The organism is Bradyrhizobium sp. C9, from assembly GCF_002532045.1.
Taxonomy (GTDB): Bacteria; Pseudomonadota; Alphaproteobacteria; order Rhizobiales; family Xanthobacteraceae; genus Bradyrhizobium.
In genome coordinates, this window is sequence record NZ_NWTG01000001.1 from 239,860 (window position 1) to 257,814 (window position 17,955).

The following is a 17,955-nucleotide window of genomic DNA, read 5'->3' on the forward strand; positions in this document are numbered from 1 at the left end:
ATGAGCTCGGTCGCACACCTTCCGCAGGATCCTCTGCCGATCGGGCCGCGGCCCGCGCCACGCGCGCTCGGCGGCCAGTTCACCGCGTGGCTGCGCGCCAATCTGTTCGCCTCGATCCCGTCCAGCATCATGACGCTGTTGCTGCTGTTCGTGCTCGGCAAGGCCTGCATCGGCCTCTGGCAATGGGGCATTGCCAACGCGATCTGGACCGTCTCCGGCAACGACACCAGCGCCTGCCGCGCGCTGCGCGGCGCCGGCGCCTGCTGGGCCGTCGTGCCCGAGAAGTACCGCTTCATCCTGTTCGGCACCTATCCGTTCGACGAGCAGTGGCGGCCGGCGCTCGTGGTTGTCATCTTCATCGCGCTGTTTGCGGTCTCGAGCCGCCGCAGCTTCTGGCGCAAGGAGCTGTTCCTGCTGTGGGCCGCGGCCTTGATCGTGATCGGCTGCCTGATGTGGGGCGGCTTCCTCGGCCTGTCCTTTGTGACGCAGGACCGCTGGGGTGGGCTGCCGGTGACCTTGATCCTCGCGACTTTCGGCTTGGCGTTCGGCTTCCCGCTCGGAATTTTGGTGGCACTCGGCCGCCGCTCGAAGCTGCCGGCAATCCGCTCGCTCTGCGTGCTCTATGTCGAACTGATCCGCGGCGTGCCGCTGATCAGCCTGCTGTTCATGGCGAGCGTGATGTTCCCGCTGTTCATGCCCGACGGCGTCAACATCGACAAATTGCTGCGCGCGCAGATCGCCTTCATCCTCTACGCCGGCGCCTATCTCGCGGAAGTGGTGCGCGGCGGCCTGCAGGCGGTGCCGCGCGGACAATATGAGGCCGCCGATGCGCTCGGGCTGTCGTATTGGGAGAAGAACGCGCTGATCGTGCTGCCGCAGGCGATCCGCCACGTCATCCCGCCGCTGGTCAACACCTTCATCGCCTTCTTCAAGGACACCAGTCTGGTGCTGATCATCGGCATCTTCGATCTCCTGACCACCGCCAAGACCGCGATCGTCGATCCGGCCTGGCAGTCGTTCAGCGTCGAGGTCTACGTCTTCGTCGGGGTGATCTACTTCGTGTTCTGCTTTGCGATGTCGCGCTACAGCCGCAGCCTCGAGGCACAGCGCACGTCCAGTTGAGCGATCGTCTCTCGCCAATTCCCGAATGTTCGGTCTGCCGTCGTGCCCAGGATGAGCCCCCGGGTACCACGGCCTTTTGGAGCGATCGCCCCTTGCCAAGCCGTCTCGATCCTATTTATGATTATAAAATGGATAAATCGGCTTTACCGTCGCTGGACTCGTCGCGGCGCGCCTCGATCAAGCGCAAGCGCTCGGACGCGGTCGCCGACCTGATCCGCAGCCACATCTTCCAGGCCGGCTTGCAGCCCGACGACCGGCTGCCGCAGGAGGTTGAGCTGATCGAGATGTTCGGCTGCAGCCGCTCGACCATCCGCGAGGCGCTCAAGTCGCTGGAGGTGCAGGGGCTGGTACAGAACAGCACCGGGCCCGGCGGTGGCGCGCGGGTGGCGCCGGTGTCGATCAACCGGATCGTCGGCCTGCTCAGCAACTACTTCTATTTCCAGTCGATCTCGACCGCGCAGATCTACCAGATCCGCCGCCTGATCGAGCCGGAGTTGGCCTTCAGCGTGGTCGGCCACCTCTCGGCGGCGCAGTTCGCGGCGCTCGACAAGGCGATCGCTGTGCAGGAGCATCATCCCGGCGGCATCGCGGACTGGGAGCATCATCGTCACGCCGAGATCGACTTCCACGACATCCTGATCGAGGCCTGCCCCAATCCGCTGCTCGGCCTGGTCGCCCGCTTCGTCAACGAGGCGATCCGGCATCTGATCGGCAAGCTCGGCGTGCAGGAATTCGCATCCAGCTTCACCTGCGAGAACATCGAGTTTCACAAGCGTCTGATGGCCGCGTTCCGCTCCGGCAATGCCGCGCGCGCCCGGCGCGTGATGCTCGACCATGTGCTGAGCGCAGAAGCGGTGGTCGTCCCCGCCGAAGACCGGCGCATGGATCTGCCGGTCTTTCACCAGCCGTTGCGGCTCGACTGAACCGCATCGGCTGACTGTTGCATACGCGTTGGAGGAAACAACAATGGTCACGCGGCGCGAGAATGAGTTGTGGAGCTGGTCGGCCGTCGACCTGGCGCGCGCGATCGCGGCCGGTGCGATCTCGAGCCGGGAAGCCGTGCAGTCCAGCCTCTACCGTGTTGCGCAGGTCAATCCGGCATTGAACGCCGTTGTCGAGGTGCTTGCCGACGAAGCGCTGGTGGCGGCCGATGCTGCCGATGCCGCGGTGAAATCAGGCGCGGAGCTCGGCGTGCTTCATGGCGTGCCGGTCACGATCAAGGTCAATGTCGATCAGCGCGGCCACGCCACCACCAACGGCGTCGTCGCCTTCCGCGACGTGATCGCCACCGACGATAGCCCGGTGGTCGCGAATTTCCGCAAGGCGGGTGCGGTCATTGTCGGCCGCACCAACACGCCGGCGTTCTCGCACCGCTGGTTCACCAACAACGATCTGCACGGCGCGACCTATAATCCCTGGGGTCGGCACCTGACGCCGGGCGGCTCCAGCGGCGGCGCGGCAGCGGCGGTCGCTTCCGGCATGGGCGCGATCGCGCATGGCAATGATTTCGGCGGCTCGATCCGCTATCCCGCCTATGCCTGCGGCGTCGCCGGCCTGCGTCCGACCCCGGGACGAATTCCCTCGTTCAATCCGTCGGCGACAACAGATCGCCCGATCACGGCGCAGATGATGTCGGTGCAGGGGCCGCTTGCGCGCTCGGTCGCCGATCTGCGCGCAGGCCTCGCCGCGATGGCGCAGGCGGATGCGCGCGACGGCACATGGCTGCCGGTCCCGCTGCAAGGTGCACCGCTGAAGCGCCCGGTCGGCGTTGCGATCGCGGCGGCGCCGTTCGGCGACGAGGCGCCGGAGGTCAGCGCAGCGGTGCGCGCCGCCGGACGCTGGCTCGCCGAGGCTGGCTTTGCGGTGGAGGAGACCTCGCCGCCGCGGCTCGCGGAGGCCGCCGATCTCTGGCATCGCCTTGTCATCAACGAGGAGCGGCGCGTGCTGGCGCCGATGATCCGCAAGTTTGGCGACGATCGAAGCCGCTATAATCTCGATTGCCATATTGCCTATGCGCCCGAACTCGACGGCGATCAGGTGCTGGCCTGCTTCGAGCAGCGGCTTTCGATCGTGCGAGCCTGGCAGCTGTTCCAGGAGCGCTGCCCGGTCATCATCCTGCCGGTCTCGGCGCAACTGCCGTTCCGCTTCGATCAGGATCAGGAAGACGCAACGGTGGTGCGTGCGCTGCTCGATGCGCAGCGACCGCTGCTTGCCGTCCCCGCGCTCGGCTTTCCGTCCGTCGTGGTGCCGACGGGCACCGCCGGCGGCGTGCCGGTCGGCGTCCAGGTGATCGCCGGCCGCTTCCGCGAGGATGTCTGTCTCGCCGTTGCCGAGGTGATCGAGGCGCGCGCGTCGACGCTGACGCCGATCGATCCACGCGACTGAACGCACGGTTTTCGAAACCAACAATAAACACTGAGCATCAAGGGAGAGCACAACGTGACGAATGCACCGATCTGGCAATGGTCCGCCGTGGACACGGCGGCGGCCATCAAGAAAGGCGACGTGACCTCGGAGCAGGTGGTCCGCGCCCATCTCGACCGCAAGAAGGAAGCCAACCCGGCGCTCAACGCCGTCGTCGTCGATCTCGGCGACGCTGCGCTGAAGGCGGCCAAGGTCGCCGACGAGGTGCTGGCGGCGAGCAAGGGGAAGGGCGGCGCTGTGGGACCGCTGCACGGCGTGCCGGTCACGATCAAGATCAACATCGACGTCGAGGGCCAGGCCAATTCGAACGGTGTGGTTGCCTTCAAAGACAATATCGCGCCGGGCGACTCGCCGGTGACCGCCAATCTCAAGAAGGCCGGCGCCATCATCATCGGCCTGACCAACACGCCGGAATTCTCGCTCCGCGGCTTCACCGACAACCCGCTGCACGGCCTGACGCGCAATCCCTGGAACGCGGACGTGACCTGCGGCGGCTCCTCGGGCGGCGCCGGCGCATCGATCGCAGCCGGCATCGGCACCATCGCACATGGCAACGACATCGGCGGCTCGCTGCGCTGGCCGGCGCATTGCAACGGCATCGCCACCATCAAGCCGACCCAGGGCCGGATTCCGGCGTTCAATCCCAGCGCCACGGCGGAACGGCCGCTGATGGCGCAGTTCATGTCGTCGCAAGGACCGCTGGCGCGCCACGTCGCCGACGTGCGCCTCGGCCTCGAGGTGATGGCGCAGCGCGACCCGCGCGATCCCTGGTACGTGCCGGCGCCATTGACGGGGCCGAAGCCGGCCGCGCCGGTCAAGGTCGCGCTCGCCAAGATCCCTGAAGACATGGTGACCGATCGCGGCGTGATCGCGCTTCAGCGCAAGGCGGCCGATCATCTGGCCGATGCGGGCTACGCGGTCAGCGAGGTCGAGGTGCCCGATCTCAACAAGGTCTGGCAGCTCTGGTGCGACCTGATCATGACCGAGACCCGCATCCTGCAGCAGGACCAGATGCTGGCGACCTCCAGCGCCGACTTCCAGAAGACGTTCCACGGCTTCATGGCGCTGGCCAATCCGCTGGATCAGGCCGGCTACATGAAGGCGATCGCGGAGCGCTCGCGCCACATCAGGAACTGGATGACCTTCCTCGAACAGTATCCGCTGGTGCTGATGCCGACCTCGGTGCGCAAGACGCCGGAGGTCAATGCCGATCTCGGCGGTGACCAGCGTGTCAAGGAGTTGTTCTGGAACGATCTGCGCTTCATCTCGTCGATGAACGTGCTCGGGCTGCCGGCAGCCGTGGTGCCGGTCGGGCTGCACGAGGGATTGCCAGTCGGCGTTCAGATCGTCGGCTCGCGCTATCGCGAGGACATGTGTCTCGATGCCGCCGAGGCGATCGAGCGCAAGGTCGGCATTCTGGCAAGGCAATTGTGGGAGCGTCGCTGAGGCGATTTCGAAACCATCAGCACTGCAAGGAACGCCGCGGCGAAATTTCGTCGCGGCGTTCGCATGAACGGCGACGAGCCATGTTCCTTCTCCCGGAATTTGTGCGCGGAATCGCAGAGCGCCATGCCGGCCACGGGGTTGTCGGCGATCCCTGATTCCTTCAGGAGATCGTCCGAACCATCCGAACCCTTGGAAACGAAATGTCCATCACGAAACGCTCGCCTGTCCTGGTCGCAATTGTCGCCGCGTGTCTGTCCTTTGCCGCCGGCGCTGCTCGCGCGGAGGACGGTGTCCTGCGGGTCGGCATCATCACCGACATGAGCGGGCAATATTCCGACGGCAACGGCCCGGGTTCGGTGATCGCGGCGCAAATGGCGGCGGAGGAGATCGGCGGCACGGTCGCCGGACGCAAGATCGAGATCATCTCGGCTGACCACCAGAACAAGCCCGACGTCGCGACCGGCATCGTGCGCAACTGGATCGACAACAAGGGTGTCGACGTGATCGCCGAAGGCGTCAATTCCGCGGTGGCGCTCGCGATCCAGACCGTGACCCGCGAACGCAAGAAGCTGTTCCTGATCTCGGGCTCCGGTTCATCCGATCTCACCGGCAAGCAATGCTCTCCGACCAGCGTGCAATGGACCTACGACACCTACGCTTCCTCGAATGCGACGGCGAAGGCGGTGGTCGCGCGCGGCGGCACGCCCTGGTTCTTTCTCACCGCCGACTATGCGTTCGGCCAGGCGCTGGAGCGCGACGCCAGCAAGGCCGTAACATCGGCGGGCGGCAAGGTGCTCGGCGCGGTCCGTCATCCGTTCGACACTGCCGATTTCTCGTCGTTCCTGCTGCAGGCGCAGTCCTCCGGCGCAAGAATCCTGGCGCTCGCCAATGCCGGCTCCGACTTCCGCAACGCGGTGTCGCAGGCCGACGAATTCAACATCCGCGCCAGCATGCAGCTCGTCGCGCTGCAGGTGACGCTGACCGACGTGCCGGCGCTGGGCCTCGCGCATGCCCACGATCTGCTGTTCACGGATTCCTTCTATTGGGATCGCACGCCCGAGACGCGCGTCTTCGCCCAGGAGTTCTTCAAGCGGCATGGCGCGATGCCGACGGCCTACCAGGCCGGCGTCAACTCGGCGCTGCGGCACTATTTCAAGGCGGTCGCCGCCACCAACTCGGCGGATTCGGAAACCGTGATCGCGCAGATGTGCAAGACCCCGGTCAATGATTTCTTCGCCCAGAACGGCGTGGTGCGCGAGGACGGCCGCATGGTGCACGACATGTACCTGATGCGCATCAAGAAGCCGGAAGAGTCCAAGGGCAAGTGGGATCTCTACGAATATCTCGCGACGGTGCCGGGCGACCAGGCCTTCCGTCCACTCGCTGAAGGCGGTTGCCCCTACATCGCCAAGGCGCACTGAAGCGCGAGGCTCGGCGCCACACACTCGCCGTCGTCCCGGCGAAGGCCGGGACGACGATTGAGGATGTAGGCAGTGCCGCACATCCCCTGTCGTCCTGGCGAAAGCCAGGACCCATTACCCCAAATGAGACTTGTTGCGCGACGCTGGCGCCACAATCCCTCTCACAATCAAATTCGGTGGTTATGGGTCCTGGCTTTCGCCAGGACGACAACCGTGATGAAATCGAGCCGTTCGCGCGTACCCTCCATCCCGCGGCGCTATCGCGACGGCCGCATCATCGTGTTGAAGAGGCACCATGACCAGCACCATCGAGGCTCCCGACGGCGGCTACCGCTTCATGCCCGGCGTCAGTCAGTATTCCTGCGGCGTCGGTGCGTTGCCCGGCTATGCCATCGCGCGGGTCAGGTTCTCCGAACCGGTGCCGTTGAGCGCGGGTTTTGAACGGATTGCCGATATCATTGGGGATGCCGGCCGCCCGCTCACCGCGTTCGCTGCCTGCGAGCTGCGCTCGCCGGCGCCGTTCACCGAGGACGGGTTCAAGGCGTTCAACGAAATCTACATCAAGACGCTGATCGCCTGGGGCGCGATGCGCGACGGCGCCAATCCGGTGGCGCGCAGCAATGTCTGTCCGAAGCTCGATCCGCCCACAGAGCCGTCGTTCCACGCCTTCTGCTACACGGTGCCGGCGGCGAAGGACGCACCGACGAGCTTCGTTATCGCCGGCAGCGGCGAGTCGGTCGAGGGCAAGGCCAATTATCGCGATCATACCATAGCGCTCGGCGATACCAGCCCGGCCGGCATCCTGGCCAAAGCCAAATTCGTACTTGGCGAGATGGAACGCCGGATGAGCGCGTTCGGCGCCTCCTGGCGCGACACCACCGCGGTGCAGCTCTACACCGTGCATGATGCCTACCCGGTGCTCGAAAGCGAGCTCGGCCGCCGCGGCGCGCTTCGCGACGGCCTGACCTGGCATTTCGACCGGCCGCCGGTGGTCGGGCTCGACTTCGAGATGGACTGCCGGCGCGTGCATCGCGAGCGCGTGGTGTGATGGTTCGGTCGCGCGACGCATCAAAAGCGCGTGTGGGTGCATGTGGAAGCGCGTGCGCTTTCTTGACACGGGTCGCGTCAACCGTTTCCCTTCGCCATCGAAATCAGCGGCTGGGTGAACGCGGGTGCAGAACGAATCTGTGATCAGGCGGCGGGATTTGCTGGCGCTGATCGGGACCATCGCCGGCAGTTCGGCGATGTATCAGGCGATGACGAGCCTCGGCTTCGCATCCGAGTCCGCCTACAAGGGGCCGCTCAAGCTCACCGGCGACGTGAAGGGCGCTTCGGTGCTGATTCTCGGCGCGGGGCTTGCCGGCATGACGGCGGCGCTGGAGCTGCGCAAGGCCGGCTACAAGGTCCAGATCCTCGAATTCAACAACCGCGCCGGCGGCCGCAACTGGACGATCCGCGGCGGCGACAGCTTTACCGAGCTCGGCGGCTTCAAGCAGACCTGCCAGTTCGAGCAGGGGCTGTATCTCAATCCCGGCCCGTGGCGGATTCCCTATCATCATCGCGCGCTGCTCGATTACTGCCGCCGGCTCAACGTGACGCTGGAACCCTTCATCCAGCTCAACCACAATGCCTATCTGCACGCGACGCGCGCATTCGACGGCAAGCCGCAGCGCTTTCGCAGCATCAAGGCGGACTTCCAGGGCCAGGTCTCGGAGCTGCTCGGGAAAGTCACGCAACAGGGCAGGCTCGACGAGCTCGTCAGCAAGGAAGACCAGGAGATCCTGCTGCAGGCGCTGCGCGACTGGGGCGCGCTGGATCGCGACTACAAGTACAATGCCAATCTCGGCTCCGCCGAGTTTCGCGGTTTTGCACGCGATCCCGGTGGCGGCCTGATGGGCGATCCGCTGCCCAGCGACCCGATCTCGCTCCAGGAACTGCTGCGGTCGCGGATGTGGCGGTATCTGCAGAGCTTTGCGCGCTACGATTTCCAGACCACCTTGTTCCAGCCGGTCGGCGGCATGGACATGATCGGCAAGGCGTTCGCGCGCGAGGTCGGCGATCTCATCCGCTATAACGCCAAGGTGACACAGATCCAGCAGAACGGCTCCGGCGTCACGGTGAGCTATGTCGACACCGCCAGTCCCTCCGCCGTGCAGCAGGCGACCGCCGACTGGTGCATCTGCACCATTCCGCTGCCGATCCTGAGCCAGCTGCCGGTCGATGTCGGCGGGCCGATGAAGAATGCGATCGATTCCTTGCCCTACGCCGCCTCGGTGAAGGTCGGGCTGCAGTTCAAGCGGCGGTTCTGGGAGGAGGATGAGGCGATCTACGGCGGCATCAGTTACACCGACCTGCCGATCCGGAATATCGGCTATCCGAACTATGGCTTCAACCGCGGCGGTCGCGGTGTCCTGCTCGGTGCTTATTTGTATGAGGGCGCCAATTCCTTCGAGTTCACCGCGATGACGCCGGCCGAGCGGGTCGCCAGCGCGGTCGAGTTCGGCGCCAAGATCCATCCGCAGTACAAGAGCGAGTTCGAGAACGGCGTCGCGGTGGCGTGGCATCGGGTGCCGTTCACGCTCGGCTGCGCCGGCGAGTGGACCGAAGCCGGGCGGGCGCAGCAATACCGCAATCTCTGCCAGATCGACGGCCGCATCGCGCTGGCGGGCGAGCACGCTTCGCAGCTGCCGGCCTGGCAGGAGGGCGCCATGCTGTCCGCGCTCGACGCCATTACCCGATTGCACGAACGCGTGGTGAAGACATGATGGTGCGGACAGGAACATCGGTTATCGCCGTGCTGGCACTCATGTCGGCGACTGCGGCGCTTGGGCAGGACAGCGGGGTGACCAAGCGCACGTTCTCTTCAGGCTACCGTTTCGTGGAAATGACCGGCGAGGAACTGTTCGGCAATGTCTGCCAGGGCTGCCACATGCCGGATGCGACGGGCGCGAGCGGCGCCGGCAGCTATCCGTCGCTCGCCGGCAACAAGAATCTCGAATCCGGCAGCTACCCGATCTACCTCGTCGTCAACGGCCGACGCGGTATGCCGGCGTTCGGCGACATGATGACCGATGGTCAGGTCGCCGCGGTTGTGAATTATCTGCGGACGCACTTCGGCAACAACTATCAGGACGCGGTGACGACCAAGGACGTCCAGGACGCCCGCCGCTAACCATTTCGAGGAGAGTTCGATGAAATTCACCGCTATCGTGTTGGGCGCCGCGCTGTCGGCGATGGCGACCGCCGCCTCGGCTGACGTGGTCAGGCATCCGATTCCCAATTCGACATTCCCGATCGCGCAGGCCGTGACCGTCACCGGCAACACCACGACGGTCTATGTCAGCGGCCAGGTGCCGCCGGTCGTCAACAAGGATGCCGATCCGTCGAGCCCGCAGGCCTATGGCGACACCAAGACCCAGACCGTCGGTGTCTTCAACCGCATCAAGGCCATTCTGGAAGGCCAGGGGCTCGGCATGGGCGACGTCGTCAAGATGCAGGTGTTCCTGGTGCACAGCACGGCTGCGCCGATGGACTTCAAGGCCTTCATGGAGGGCTACACCCAGTTCTTCGGCGGCAGCCAGCCGAACCTGCCGGCGCGTTCGGTGGTCGGCGTCGCAGCCCTCGCCAATCCCGGATTCCTGGTCGAGATCGAGGTGATTGCGGCCAAGGACGCCAAATGAGGATACCAAATAAGGACACCAAATAGCGGGCGCGAAAGCGCGGAGCATGCGCGCGGAAATTGAAGGGCTCGCCGTCTTGCCAAAGCGCGTGCCGCCTGTCTGAATTCATCTCCAAATCAGGTGGTGGAATTCTGGGAGAGCACGATGTCGCACAAGACCCGAAACATGGTTCGATCGCTGCAGCTCGCAGCAGCGGTCGCGCCGGTCCTGCTGGCGTCCGGCGCCGGCGCGCAGGGACTGACCGAGCAGCAGCAATTTGCCCGCGGCATCTACCAGGAGCTGGTCGAGATCAACACGACCACCGCGACCGGCGACACCCAGAAGGCGGCCGAGGCGATGGGCGCGCGGCTCCGCGCGGCGGGCTTCCCCGAGAGTGACGTGCATGTGTTCTCGCCGGCACCGCACAAGGGCAATCTGGTGGCGCGGCTGCACGGCTCCGGCGCGCGCAAGCCGATCCTCCTGGTCGCCCATATCGACGTCGTTCCCGCCAACCGCGAGGACTGGTCGGTCGATCCGTTCAAGCTCACCGAACAGGACGGCTATTTCTACGGCCGCGGCTCCGGCGACGACAAGTACATGGCGTCCGCCTTCATCACCAATCTGATCCGCTACAAGAAGGAGGGCTATAAGCCGGACCGCGACATCATCGTCGCGCTCGAGACTGACGAGGAGATCCTCGATTCCAACGCTCTCGGCATGCAGTGGCTGATCAAGAACCACCGCGACCTGATCGACGCCGAGTTCGCGCTCAACGAGGGCGGTGGCGTCGGCCTGAAGAACGGCAAGGCGATCCGCAACAGCGTGCAGACCAGCGAGAAGGTCTCGATCGGCTACCTGCTCACCGTGAAGGATCGCGGTGGGCATAGCTCGCTGCCACGCAAGGACAATGCGATCTATCGGCTCGCCGAGGGCCTGGTGCGGCTCTCCAAATACGACTTCCCGATGAATCTCAACGAGACCACGCGGATCTATTTCACCAAGACCGCCGAGGTCGACAAGTCGCATGCCGACGATATCAAGGCGATCCTGGCGCCGCAGCCTGACCCGGCGGCGCTGGCGCGATTGTCGGAGAATCCCGGCTACAACGCGCAGCTCCGCACCACCTGTGTCGCGACCATGCTGGAAGGCGGCCACGCCATCAATGCGCTGCCGCAGCTGGCAACCGCCAAGGTCAATTGCCGGATCCTGCCCGGCGAGCCGGTCGAAGGCGTTCAGGCGACGATCGAGCGCGTGCTCGCCGACAAGCAGATCGAGGTGACCTCGACCGGCAAGGCCGTGCTGAGCCCGCCGTCACCCTTGAACGAAGAGATCATGGGATCGGTCGAGAAGCTGTCGAAGGAATTCTGGCCGAATGCCGAAATCGTCCCCGTGATGAGCACCGGCGCCACCGACGGCAGCTATCTGCGCAATGCCGGAATTCCGACCTACGGCCATTCCGGACTGGGATCCGATGTCGATGACAACCGCGCCCACGGCAAGGACGAGCGCGTGCTCGTCAAATCGTTCTACGAGGGCGAGGAATATCTCTATCGCCTGGTCAAGATGCTCGCCGGTGGGAAATGATGGCCGACGGCAAGGCAAAGACACGGGTTGCTGTCGCTGGCCTCGGCGCGATCGGCACTGATGTCGTCAAGGCACTCGATCAAGGCATCGAGGGCCTCACCCTGGTTGCGGTGTCGGCCAATAGTCCGGACAAGCACCGCGGCTGGGTCGCGGCGCTCAAGTCGGCGCCGAAGCTGGTGCCGATCGATGAGCTGGCCGAGGTCGCCGACATCGTGGTCGAGTGCGCGCCGAGCAGGCTGGTGCGCGCGATCGTGGCGCCGGTGGTCGAGCGCGGCAAGACCGCGGTCGTGCTCAGCGTCGGCGCACTGTTGCAGAACGAAGACCTGGTCGACCTCGCGAAGGCGCATGGTGGCCAGATCATCGTGCCGACCGGCGCGCTGATCGGGCTCGATGCCGTGACTGCGGCCGCGATCGGGACCATTCATTCGGCGAGACTGGTGACGCGGAAGCCGGTCGCGGGCCTCGTCGGCGCGCCGCATCTGGTCGAGAACGACATCCGGATCGAAGGGATCACCGAGCCGCTGCGCGTCTTCGAGGGTAGCGCGCGCGACGCCGCAAAGGGCTTTCCGGCCAATCTCAACGTCGCGGTGGCGCTGTCGCTCGCCGGCATCGGCCCCGATCGCACCAGGGTCGAGATCTGGGCCGATCCGACGGTGACGCGCAACACCCACCGCATCGAGGTCGATTCCGATTCGGCGCGATTCTCGATGATGATCGAGAACATCCCCTCGGAGAACCCGAAGACCGGCCGCATCACCGCACTGTCGGTGATCGCCTGTCTGCGCAAGCTACGCGCGTCGTTGCGGATCGGAACGTGATGAAGATCGGGCCCGACGATGTCTTGCTGATCATCGACGTGCAGAACGATTTCTGCCCCGGCGGCGCGCTGGCGGTGGCCGACGGTGATGCCGTCGTGCCTGTGGTCAATCGGCTCGCCGCGCGCTTCGACCATGTCGTGCTGACCCAGGACTGGCATCCGGCGGGCCACAGCTCGTTTGCGAGCTCTCATCCGGGCGCGGCGGCGTTCTCCGCGATCACGATGTCCTATGGGCCGCAGACGCTGTGGCCGGATCATTGCATCCAGGGCACGGCGGGCGCCGCGTTTCACCCCGACCTCGCAACCGATCGGGCCGAGCTCGTGATCCGCAAGGGATTCCGAGCCGCGATCGATTCCTATTCGGCGTTCTTCGAGAACGACCGCACAACACCGACCGGGCTCGCCGGCTATCTGCGCGAGCGCGGCCTCGAGCGGGTCGTGATGGCCGGGCTCGCGACGGATTTCTGTGTGCAGTATTCGGCGCTCGATGCGCGGCGGCTCGGCTTCGAAACCACGGTCGTGCTGCCGGGCTGCCGCGCAATCGATCTCGGCGGCTCGCTTGCGACTGCGACCACAGCGATGCGGCAGGCCGGCGTGGCGCTCGTTGAGGAGATCGCCTGAGCGTCCCCGGACAGGGGCAAAAACCATTGTTTTAACTGGCCTTTTGTTCTAATCCCCTGCCGTTGATGATCACGCAGCGGAGCTTTCGTGTCGGGACAGGTTTTGCGGATAGGGACGCGCAAGAGCGCGATGGCGCTCGCGCAGACGGACGAGGTCGCGCGGCTGCTCCGCGCCTCGGCGGGCGACCTTGCCGTCGATATCGTCAAGTTCGAGACCCGCGGTGACCAGGACCAGACCAGCAAGCTGCTGCGTCACGGCGGCAAGGGCGGCGCCTTCGTCGCCGAGATCCGCGAAGCCATGCGATCGGGCACGCTGCAGGCGGCGATGCATTCACTGAAGGACGTGCCGGGCAATGAGGAGACGCCGGGCCTCGTCCTCGCCGCGATGCTGGCGCGCGATGCCGCCAGTGACAGCCTCGTGCTGCGGCCGGGCCTGACGCTGGATGCGTTTCGCGCCTCGCGCGGCAAGGGCTTCATGATCGGCACCAACGCCGTGCGCCGCGCCGCCTATCTGCGGAGGCTGTTTCCGGAGGCGACGGTCATTCATTTCCGCGGCGCCGCCGACACGCGAATTGCAAAACTCGATCGCGGTGCCAAGCAGCGGCTGCCGGATGGCGGCGAGGTGGGGCCGGCGGATGCGCTGGTGATGGCGCGTTCCGGCCTCGAGCGCATCGGCATGACCGCGCGCATCGCGCATGATTTCTCCGTCGACGAGATGCTGCCGGCGGTTGGCCAGGGCATCGTCGCTGTCGAATGCGTCGAGACCGACTGGGCGACGCGGGCACGGCTTGCCGGAATCGACAACGCGCCGTCGCGGCTTGCCGCAGAGGCCGAGCGCGAGGTGCTGTGGGTGCTCAACGGCCATTGCAATTCGCCGATCGCGGGCCACGCCACGCTCGCTGGAAACGAGCTGACGCTGCGTGCCTCCGTGCTCGACGAGGCCGGCGCCGGCTTCATTGAGGCGACGCGGCGCGGACCGGCGGACCGCCCGCGCGAACTCGGCCGCGCCGTCGGCATGGAGCTGCTCGCGAAGGGCGCCGCCGAGATCATCGCCCGCACCCGGGTCGACGAGTAGCGCAGGCGCTCCTCAGGCGATGTCGGCGAAATCGCCGTGCCGGCCCTTGCCCGCCGCGAAGCGACGCGCCCCGGCCTCGGTCTCGCCGCTCGCAACCGTCGCCAGCCCGAGGCGGAATTCGTTCAGCGTGGCCTGATCCCAGCCGAGCTCCCATTGCTCGATCGCGGAGAGCCGGTCGCTGCGCAGCGCCGCCTGCGGCAGGCGGCACAGATCCTGGGCGAGGCTGCGTGCTTCGGTGAGCGCCGTGCCTGACGCCACCACGCGGTTGGCGAGCCCGATCCGTCCGGCCTCTTCGCCGGAGACGCCGCGTCCGGTGAGGATCATGTCCATCGCGCGGCTGTGCCCGATCAGCCGCGGCAGGCGCACGGTGCCGAGATCCATCAACGGCACCCCGAAGCGCCGGCAGTAGACGCCGAAGGTGGCATCGGTTGCCGCGACCCGGAGATCGCACCAGATCGCAAGCTCGAGCCCGCCCGCCACGGCCGGTCCCTCGACTGCGGCGATCACCGGCTTCGACAGCTTCAGCCGCGTCGGGCCCATCGGGCCATCGCCGTTCTCGACACGGTGGCCGCGATGACCGGCCGCGGTGCGCTTGAGGTCGAAGCCGGCGCAGAACGCGCCGCCTGCACCGGTCAGGATCGCGACCGACAGCGACGGATCGCGATCGAAGGTACGAAAGGCCTGTGCCAGGCCTTGCGCGGTCTCCGGATTGACCGCGTTGCGCGCCTCGTCATAGCGATCGATCGTCACGATCGCGATGGCCTGCTCGGTTCGGTATTTGACGGTGGGATGGTCCAGCATGCTCGGTCCTCGCTGCGCAATGTTGGGGCGGATCAGCGGGCGTCGGCTCGGCTCTCGATGACCGCAGCCAGGTTCCGGTGAAAATGGCGGATCGCGCCTTCGAACAGTCCGAACGTGAAGTGGGTATTCGCCCGGGTCGCGAGGCCGCGCTGCGCGGCGCAGGCCATCTCGCGGTCTTCTGCCGCGCCCGCGGTGACGAAGTCGCGTCCCTGGGCGACCGCGGCGCGGCCGTCTTCGGCGGCGATCTGGTTCGACAGCGTGTAGGTGACGAGCCGGGTGCGGTCAGCGGCAAGCGGCTCGAGCACAGTCATCAACCGGTTGGTCGGAAAGGTCGACAGCATCACGTTCGGAAACAAGTGATAGACGTGCGTCAACATGCCGGTCGTCTTGCGCTCGGCCGGCGGCACGTTGTGCAGCTTCTCGATGCGCCGATAGGGAAAGCTGATCCGGCTGTTGCGGCCGAAGGATTCGATCACGTTGAGATTGTCGTATTGCAGCGGATAGAACGTATCCTGGTGCGTCGATCGGATGTGATAGCCTTCGAGGAACCCTTCAGCGACGATCTTCCAGTTGGCCTCGACCTCCTGCGTCGTGGTGGCGTAGAGCGTCCAATCATCGCCGAATAGCGTCGGCATGTCGCGGGCGTCCGACGTTGCAGCGGGATCGTCCTGCGAGACGAACACCAGGCCGTCGCGCTCGATGCAGGTGAGCGGCACAAGGCCGTGCGTGCTCCTGTCGAGGCCGGGAAAGCCGTAATCATCGGGGACGCCGCGGAGCCGGCCGTCGAGGCCGTAAGTCCAGCCGTGATAGCGGCAGGTCAGCGCCTTCCGGCAGCCGGTGCCGTCGACGAGCTGCACGCCGCGGTGGCGGCACGCATTGCGGAAGGCGCGCGCGACGCCGTCAGCGCCACGGATCGCGACAACAGGCGTCAGCGCCGCGTCGCGCGCGACATAAGCGCCGATCCCGGCGAGCGCAGCCGACGGGCAGAACGGCGTCAGCGTGCGGCGGAACACGTGTTCGATCTCGGCCGCGAAGCGATCCTGCGACAGATAATGCGCGACGGATTCGCGCCAGATGCCGTCGCTGAGATCGGTCGATTTGGCGTCGATATGCCGGAGGATGCGGTCGACGATGGATGCTTCGTCCGCGAGCTGTGCCTTCATCGCCGTTCTCCCGCTCTGTCAGCCGGGCTTGCCGCCGCCCGGTGTGCTTTGAGCGACAGGATCTCGTATTGCGCCTCGCGCGACAAGCGAAACGAGCCGGGTTCGGATGAATGACATTCATCCGAACTGATTTTTCGCGCGACATCGACGGCGGCCGGCCGCTAGGATCGGCCGATGAGCAGGAACAATCCGAGGCCGAGGCGCCGGCGACCATTGCAGGGGAGGGACGACCTCGCCGCTGCAAGCCTCCGGCCGCCGCATCTCTTGGCCCTGCAGGCGTTCGATGTCGCGGTCAGGCTCGGCAGCTTCAAGGAAGCTGCGGATGTGCTGAACGTCAGCGCCTCGGCGATCAGCCATCGCATCCGCAATCTCGAAGTCCATCTCGGCGTCGCGCTGTTTCATCGCGCCCATCGCGTCGTTCGGCCGACCCATGCCGGCGAGAAGCTGGCTGCTGCGAGCGGTCGCGCCTTCGCGCTGCTGGCGCAGGCGGAGTCGGCAGTCGAGGCGGCTGGCCAGCATCGGCTACGGCTGAAGGTGCTGCCGCAATTCGCGTCGGCCTGGTTGATCCCGCGATTGTCCTCGTTCCTCACCCAGCATTCCGGGATCGATCTCGCGATCGAGACCTCGAACCGCAATGTCGATTTCGACACCGAGACATTCGATGCCGGCATCAGCTTCGGCCCCGACAAGCCCGAAGGCGTCGTTGCAAATCGGCTGATGGATGTGAGGACGGTCCCGGTCGGTGCGCCTGCGCTGGCGCGGCGGTTGAAGCTGCGCACCACAGCCGACCTTGGCCGCGCCGCCCTGATCCACGTGACGACCTTCCCCGCGGCCTGGCCGCTCTGGTTCAGGCATGCCGGTGAGCCTGCGCCGCCGGCAACGCGCGCGATCTCGGTCGACAGCTTTGTGGCCGCGCTGCAGGCTGCCGAACGCGGCGCGGGCGTTGCACTCGCGCTCGAACCCTTCATTGGGGAGAGTGAACGGCGCGGCACGATCCGCCGGCTGCTGCCTGTCGGCCACGTCGCCGGCAGCTATTGGCTGGTTCATCCGCCGGGCGCGCAGCGAAATCGCGCGCTGCAGACATTCAAGAAGTGGCTGTTGGCCGAGCTCGCGAAACCCGATTAGGTGGCGCGCAACGGCCAGCTGCCGATGATCCGGAAGCGCGATGCGCCGTCGGCTTGCTTGAACAGCGCGATGCGGTCGATCGCCAGCCGCCCAAGCTCGATCGCAGCGAACCGCTCGCGCAGCCGCGCCACGATCGGGCCGCGGCGCTCCTCGCCCAGCCGTCCGGTCAGGGTCATGTGGAAGCGGAATTCCTCCATCACGTAGGGATAGCCCCAGCGATCGAGATAGTCGCGCTGCCGCTGCGTGAGCCGTTCGGGCTTGCGCCGCGCGCGATCTTCCGGCGTCAGCGGCGCACGGAATGCGTCGAATTCGGTGACGCAATCGGCGGCAAGCTGTTGCAGATCATCCGAGCGGTTCGCCGGGATCACGGCAATGAAGCCGCTGATGGCATCGACAACAGGTTCGATCACCGGAATGCGCCGCGCGCGGCCGGCGAACGCGGCGCAGGCATCGAAAAGCTCGGCCTCGCTGCTGCCGTCGGCGAGCGCGGTCGGTGCCTTCAGCGTGGCGTGGAAGCCGTATTTACGCGGGTCCTCCGTCACCTCGCGCCAGTCGGGCGCGACGCCATCGGGAAACGGCAGGTCGTCGCCCGACACGGCATCGTAGCCGAGCAGTGTCGAACCGAAGCGGTGCAGGGCGCTATCGGGTGACGGCGCATAATAGATCGCGTAGCGCGGCGTGTTGGCCATGGCGGCAGA

At 66.1% G+C, this 17,955-nt stretch carries 17 protein-coding genes; 14 read left to right on the forward strand and 3 right to left on the reverse strand.

The window, feature by feature from the left end:
• The 13 genes from CO675_RS01045 (at position 1) to hemC (ending at position 14,168) form a co-directional block, all read left to right on the forward strand.
• Positions 1–1,122, forward strand: a complete 1,122-nt coding sequence (locus CO675_RS01045) for an amino acid ABC transporter permease (RefSeq protein WP_097670187.1) — start codon at positions 1–3, stop codon at positions 1,120–1,122.
• Between the two features lie 128 nt (positions 1,123–1,250).
• Positions 1,251–2,045 (forward strand): FadR/GntR family transcriptional regulator, encoded by a 795-nt coding sequence (locus CO675_RS01050; protein WP_097670188.1) that lies wholly within the window; start codon positions 1,251–1,253, stop codon positions 2,043–2,045.
• A gap of 43 nt (positions 2,046–2,088) precedes the next feature.
• Positions 2,089–3,507, forward strand: a complete 1,419-nt coding sequence (locus tag CO675_RS01055) for an amidase family protein (protein WP_097670189.1) — start codon at positions 2,089–2,091, stop codon at positions 3,505–3,507.
• 54 nt (positions 3,508–3,561) lie between these two features.
• Entirely contained in the window at positions 3,562–4,992 is a 1,431-nt protein-coding gene (locus CO675_RS01060) for an amidase family protein (protein WP_245452587.1), read from the forward strand.
• Positions 4,993–5,192: 200 nt separating this feature from the next.
• Positions 5,193–6,413, forward strand: a complete 1,221-nt coding sequence (locus tag CO675_RS01065) for an ABC transporter substrate-binding protein (RefSeq protein ID WP_097670191.1) — start codon at positions 5,193–5,195, stop codon at positions 6,411–6,413.
• Between the two features lie 295 nt (positions 6,414–6,708).
• Positions 6,709–7,461 (forward strand): 2-amino-5-chloromuconate deaminase CnbZ, encoded by a 753-nt coding sequence (gene cnbZ, locus CO675_RS01070; RefSeq protein ID WP_097670192.1) that lies wholly within the window; start codon positions 6,709–6,711, stop codon positions 7,459–7,461.
• A 124-nt stretch (positions 7,462–7,585) separates the two neighbouring features.
• Positions 7,586–9,178: an NAD(P)/FAD-dependent oxidoreductase gene (locus tag CO675_RS01075; protein ID WP_097670193.1), complete on the forward strand. Its 1,593-nt coding sequence runs from the start codon at positions 7,586–7,588 to the stop codon at positions 9,176–9,178.
• A gap of 29 nt (positions 9,179–9,207) precedes the next feature.
• On the forward strand, positions 9,208–9,585 hold the full coding sequence (locus CO675_RS01080) for a c-type cytochrome (RefSeq protein WP_245452588.1): 378 nt from the start codon (positions 9,208–9,210) through the stop codon (positions 9,583–9,585).
• A gap of 19 nt (positions 9,586–9,604) precedes the next feature.
• Positions 9,605–10,093, forward strand: coding sequence for a Rid family hydrolase (locus CO675_RS01085; RefSeq protein ID WP_097670194.1), 489 nt, complete (start codon positions 9,605–9,607; stop codon positions 10,091–10,093).
• Between the two features lie 144 nt (positions 10,094–10,237).
• Positions 10,238–11,656: a M20/M25/M40 family metallo-hydrolase gene (locus tag CO675_RS01090; RefSeq protein ID WP_097670847.1), complete on the forward strand. Its 1,419-nt coding sequence runs from the start codon at positions 10,238–10,240 to the stop codon at positions 11,654–11,656.
• Complete coding sequence (locus tag CO675_RS01095; RefSeq protein WP_097670195.1) at positions 11,656–12,474, forward strand: aspartate dehydrogenase; 819 nt, start codon at positions 11,656–11,658, stop codon at positions 12,472–12,474. The genes CO675_RS01090 and CO675_RS01095 overlap by 1 nt, the downstream gene beginning before the upstream one ends.
• Entirely contained in the window at positions 12,474–13,094 is a 621-nt protein-coding gene (pncA, locus tag CO675_RS01100; protein ID WP_097670196.1) for a bifunctional nicotinamidase/pyrazinamidase, read from the forward strand. Before CO675_RS01095 ends, pncA begins: the two co-directional genes overlap by 1 nt.
• A 102-nt stretch (positions 13,095–13,196) precedes the next feature.
• On the forward strand, positions 13,197–14,168 hold the full coding sequence (hemC, locus tag CO675_RS01105) for a hydroxymethylbilane synthase (RefSeq protein ID WP_097670197.1): 972 nt from the start codon (positions 13,197–13,199) through the stop codon (positions 14,166–14,168).
• A gap of 12 nt (positions 14,169–14,180) precedes the next feature.
• Here hemC and CO675_RS01110 read toward each other — a convergent pair whose 3' ends face one another.
• On the reverse strand, positions 14,181–14,969 hold the full coding sequence (locus tag CO675_RS01110; protein ID WP_097670198.1) for a crotonase/enoyl-CoA hydratase family protein: 789 nt from the start codon (positions 14,967–14,969) through the stop codon (positions 14,181–14,183).
• Positions 14,970–15,001: 32 nt separating this feature from the next.
• Positions 15,002–16,132: an aromatic ring-hydroxylating oxygenase subunit alpha gene (locus tag CO675_RS01115; protein ID WP_245452589.1), complete on the reverse strand. Its 1,131-nt coding sequence runs from the start codon at positions 16,130–16,132 to the stop codon at positions 15,002–15,004.
• A 174-nt stretch (positions 16,133–16,306) separates the two neighbouring features.
• On the opposite strand from CO675_RS01115, the gene CO675_RS01120 reads away from it, so the two are divergent.
• On the forward strand, positions 16,307–17,257 hold the full coding sequence (locus CO675_RS01120; protein ID WP_245452590.1) for a LysR substrate-binding domain-containing protein: 951 nt from the start codon (positions 16,307–16,309) through the stop codon (positions 17,255–17,257).
• On the opposite strand, the gene CO675_RS01125 is transcribed toward CO675_RS01120, so the two are convergent.
• Complete coding sequence (locus CO675_RS01125) at positions 17,254–17,946, reverse strand: DUF1045 domain-containing protein (RefSeq protein ID WP_097670199.1); 693 nt, start codon at positions 17,944–17,946, stop codon at positions 17,254–17,256. The two genes, CO675_RS01120 and CO675_RS01125, sit on opposite strands and share 4 nt — an antisense overlap.
• Positions 17,947–17,955 lie beyond the last annotated feature (9 nt).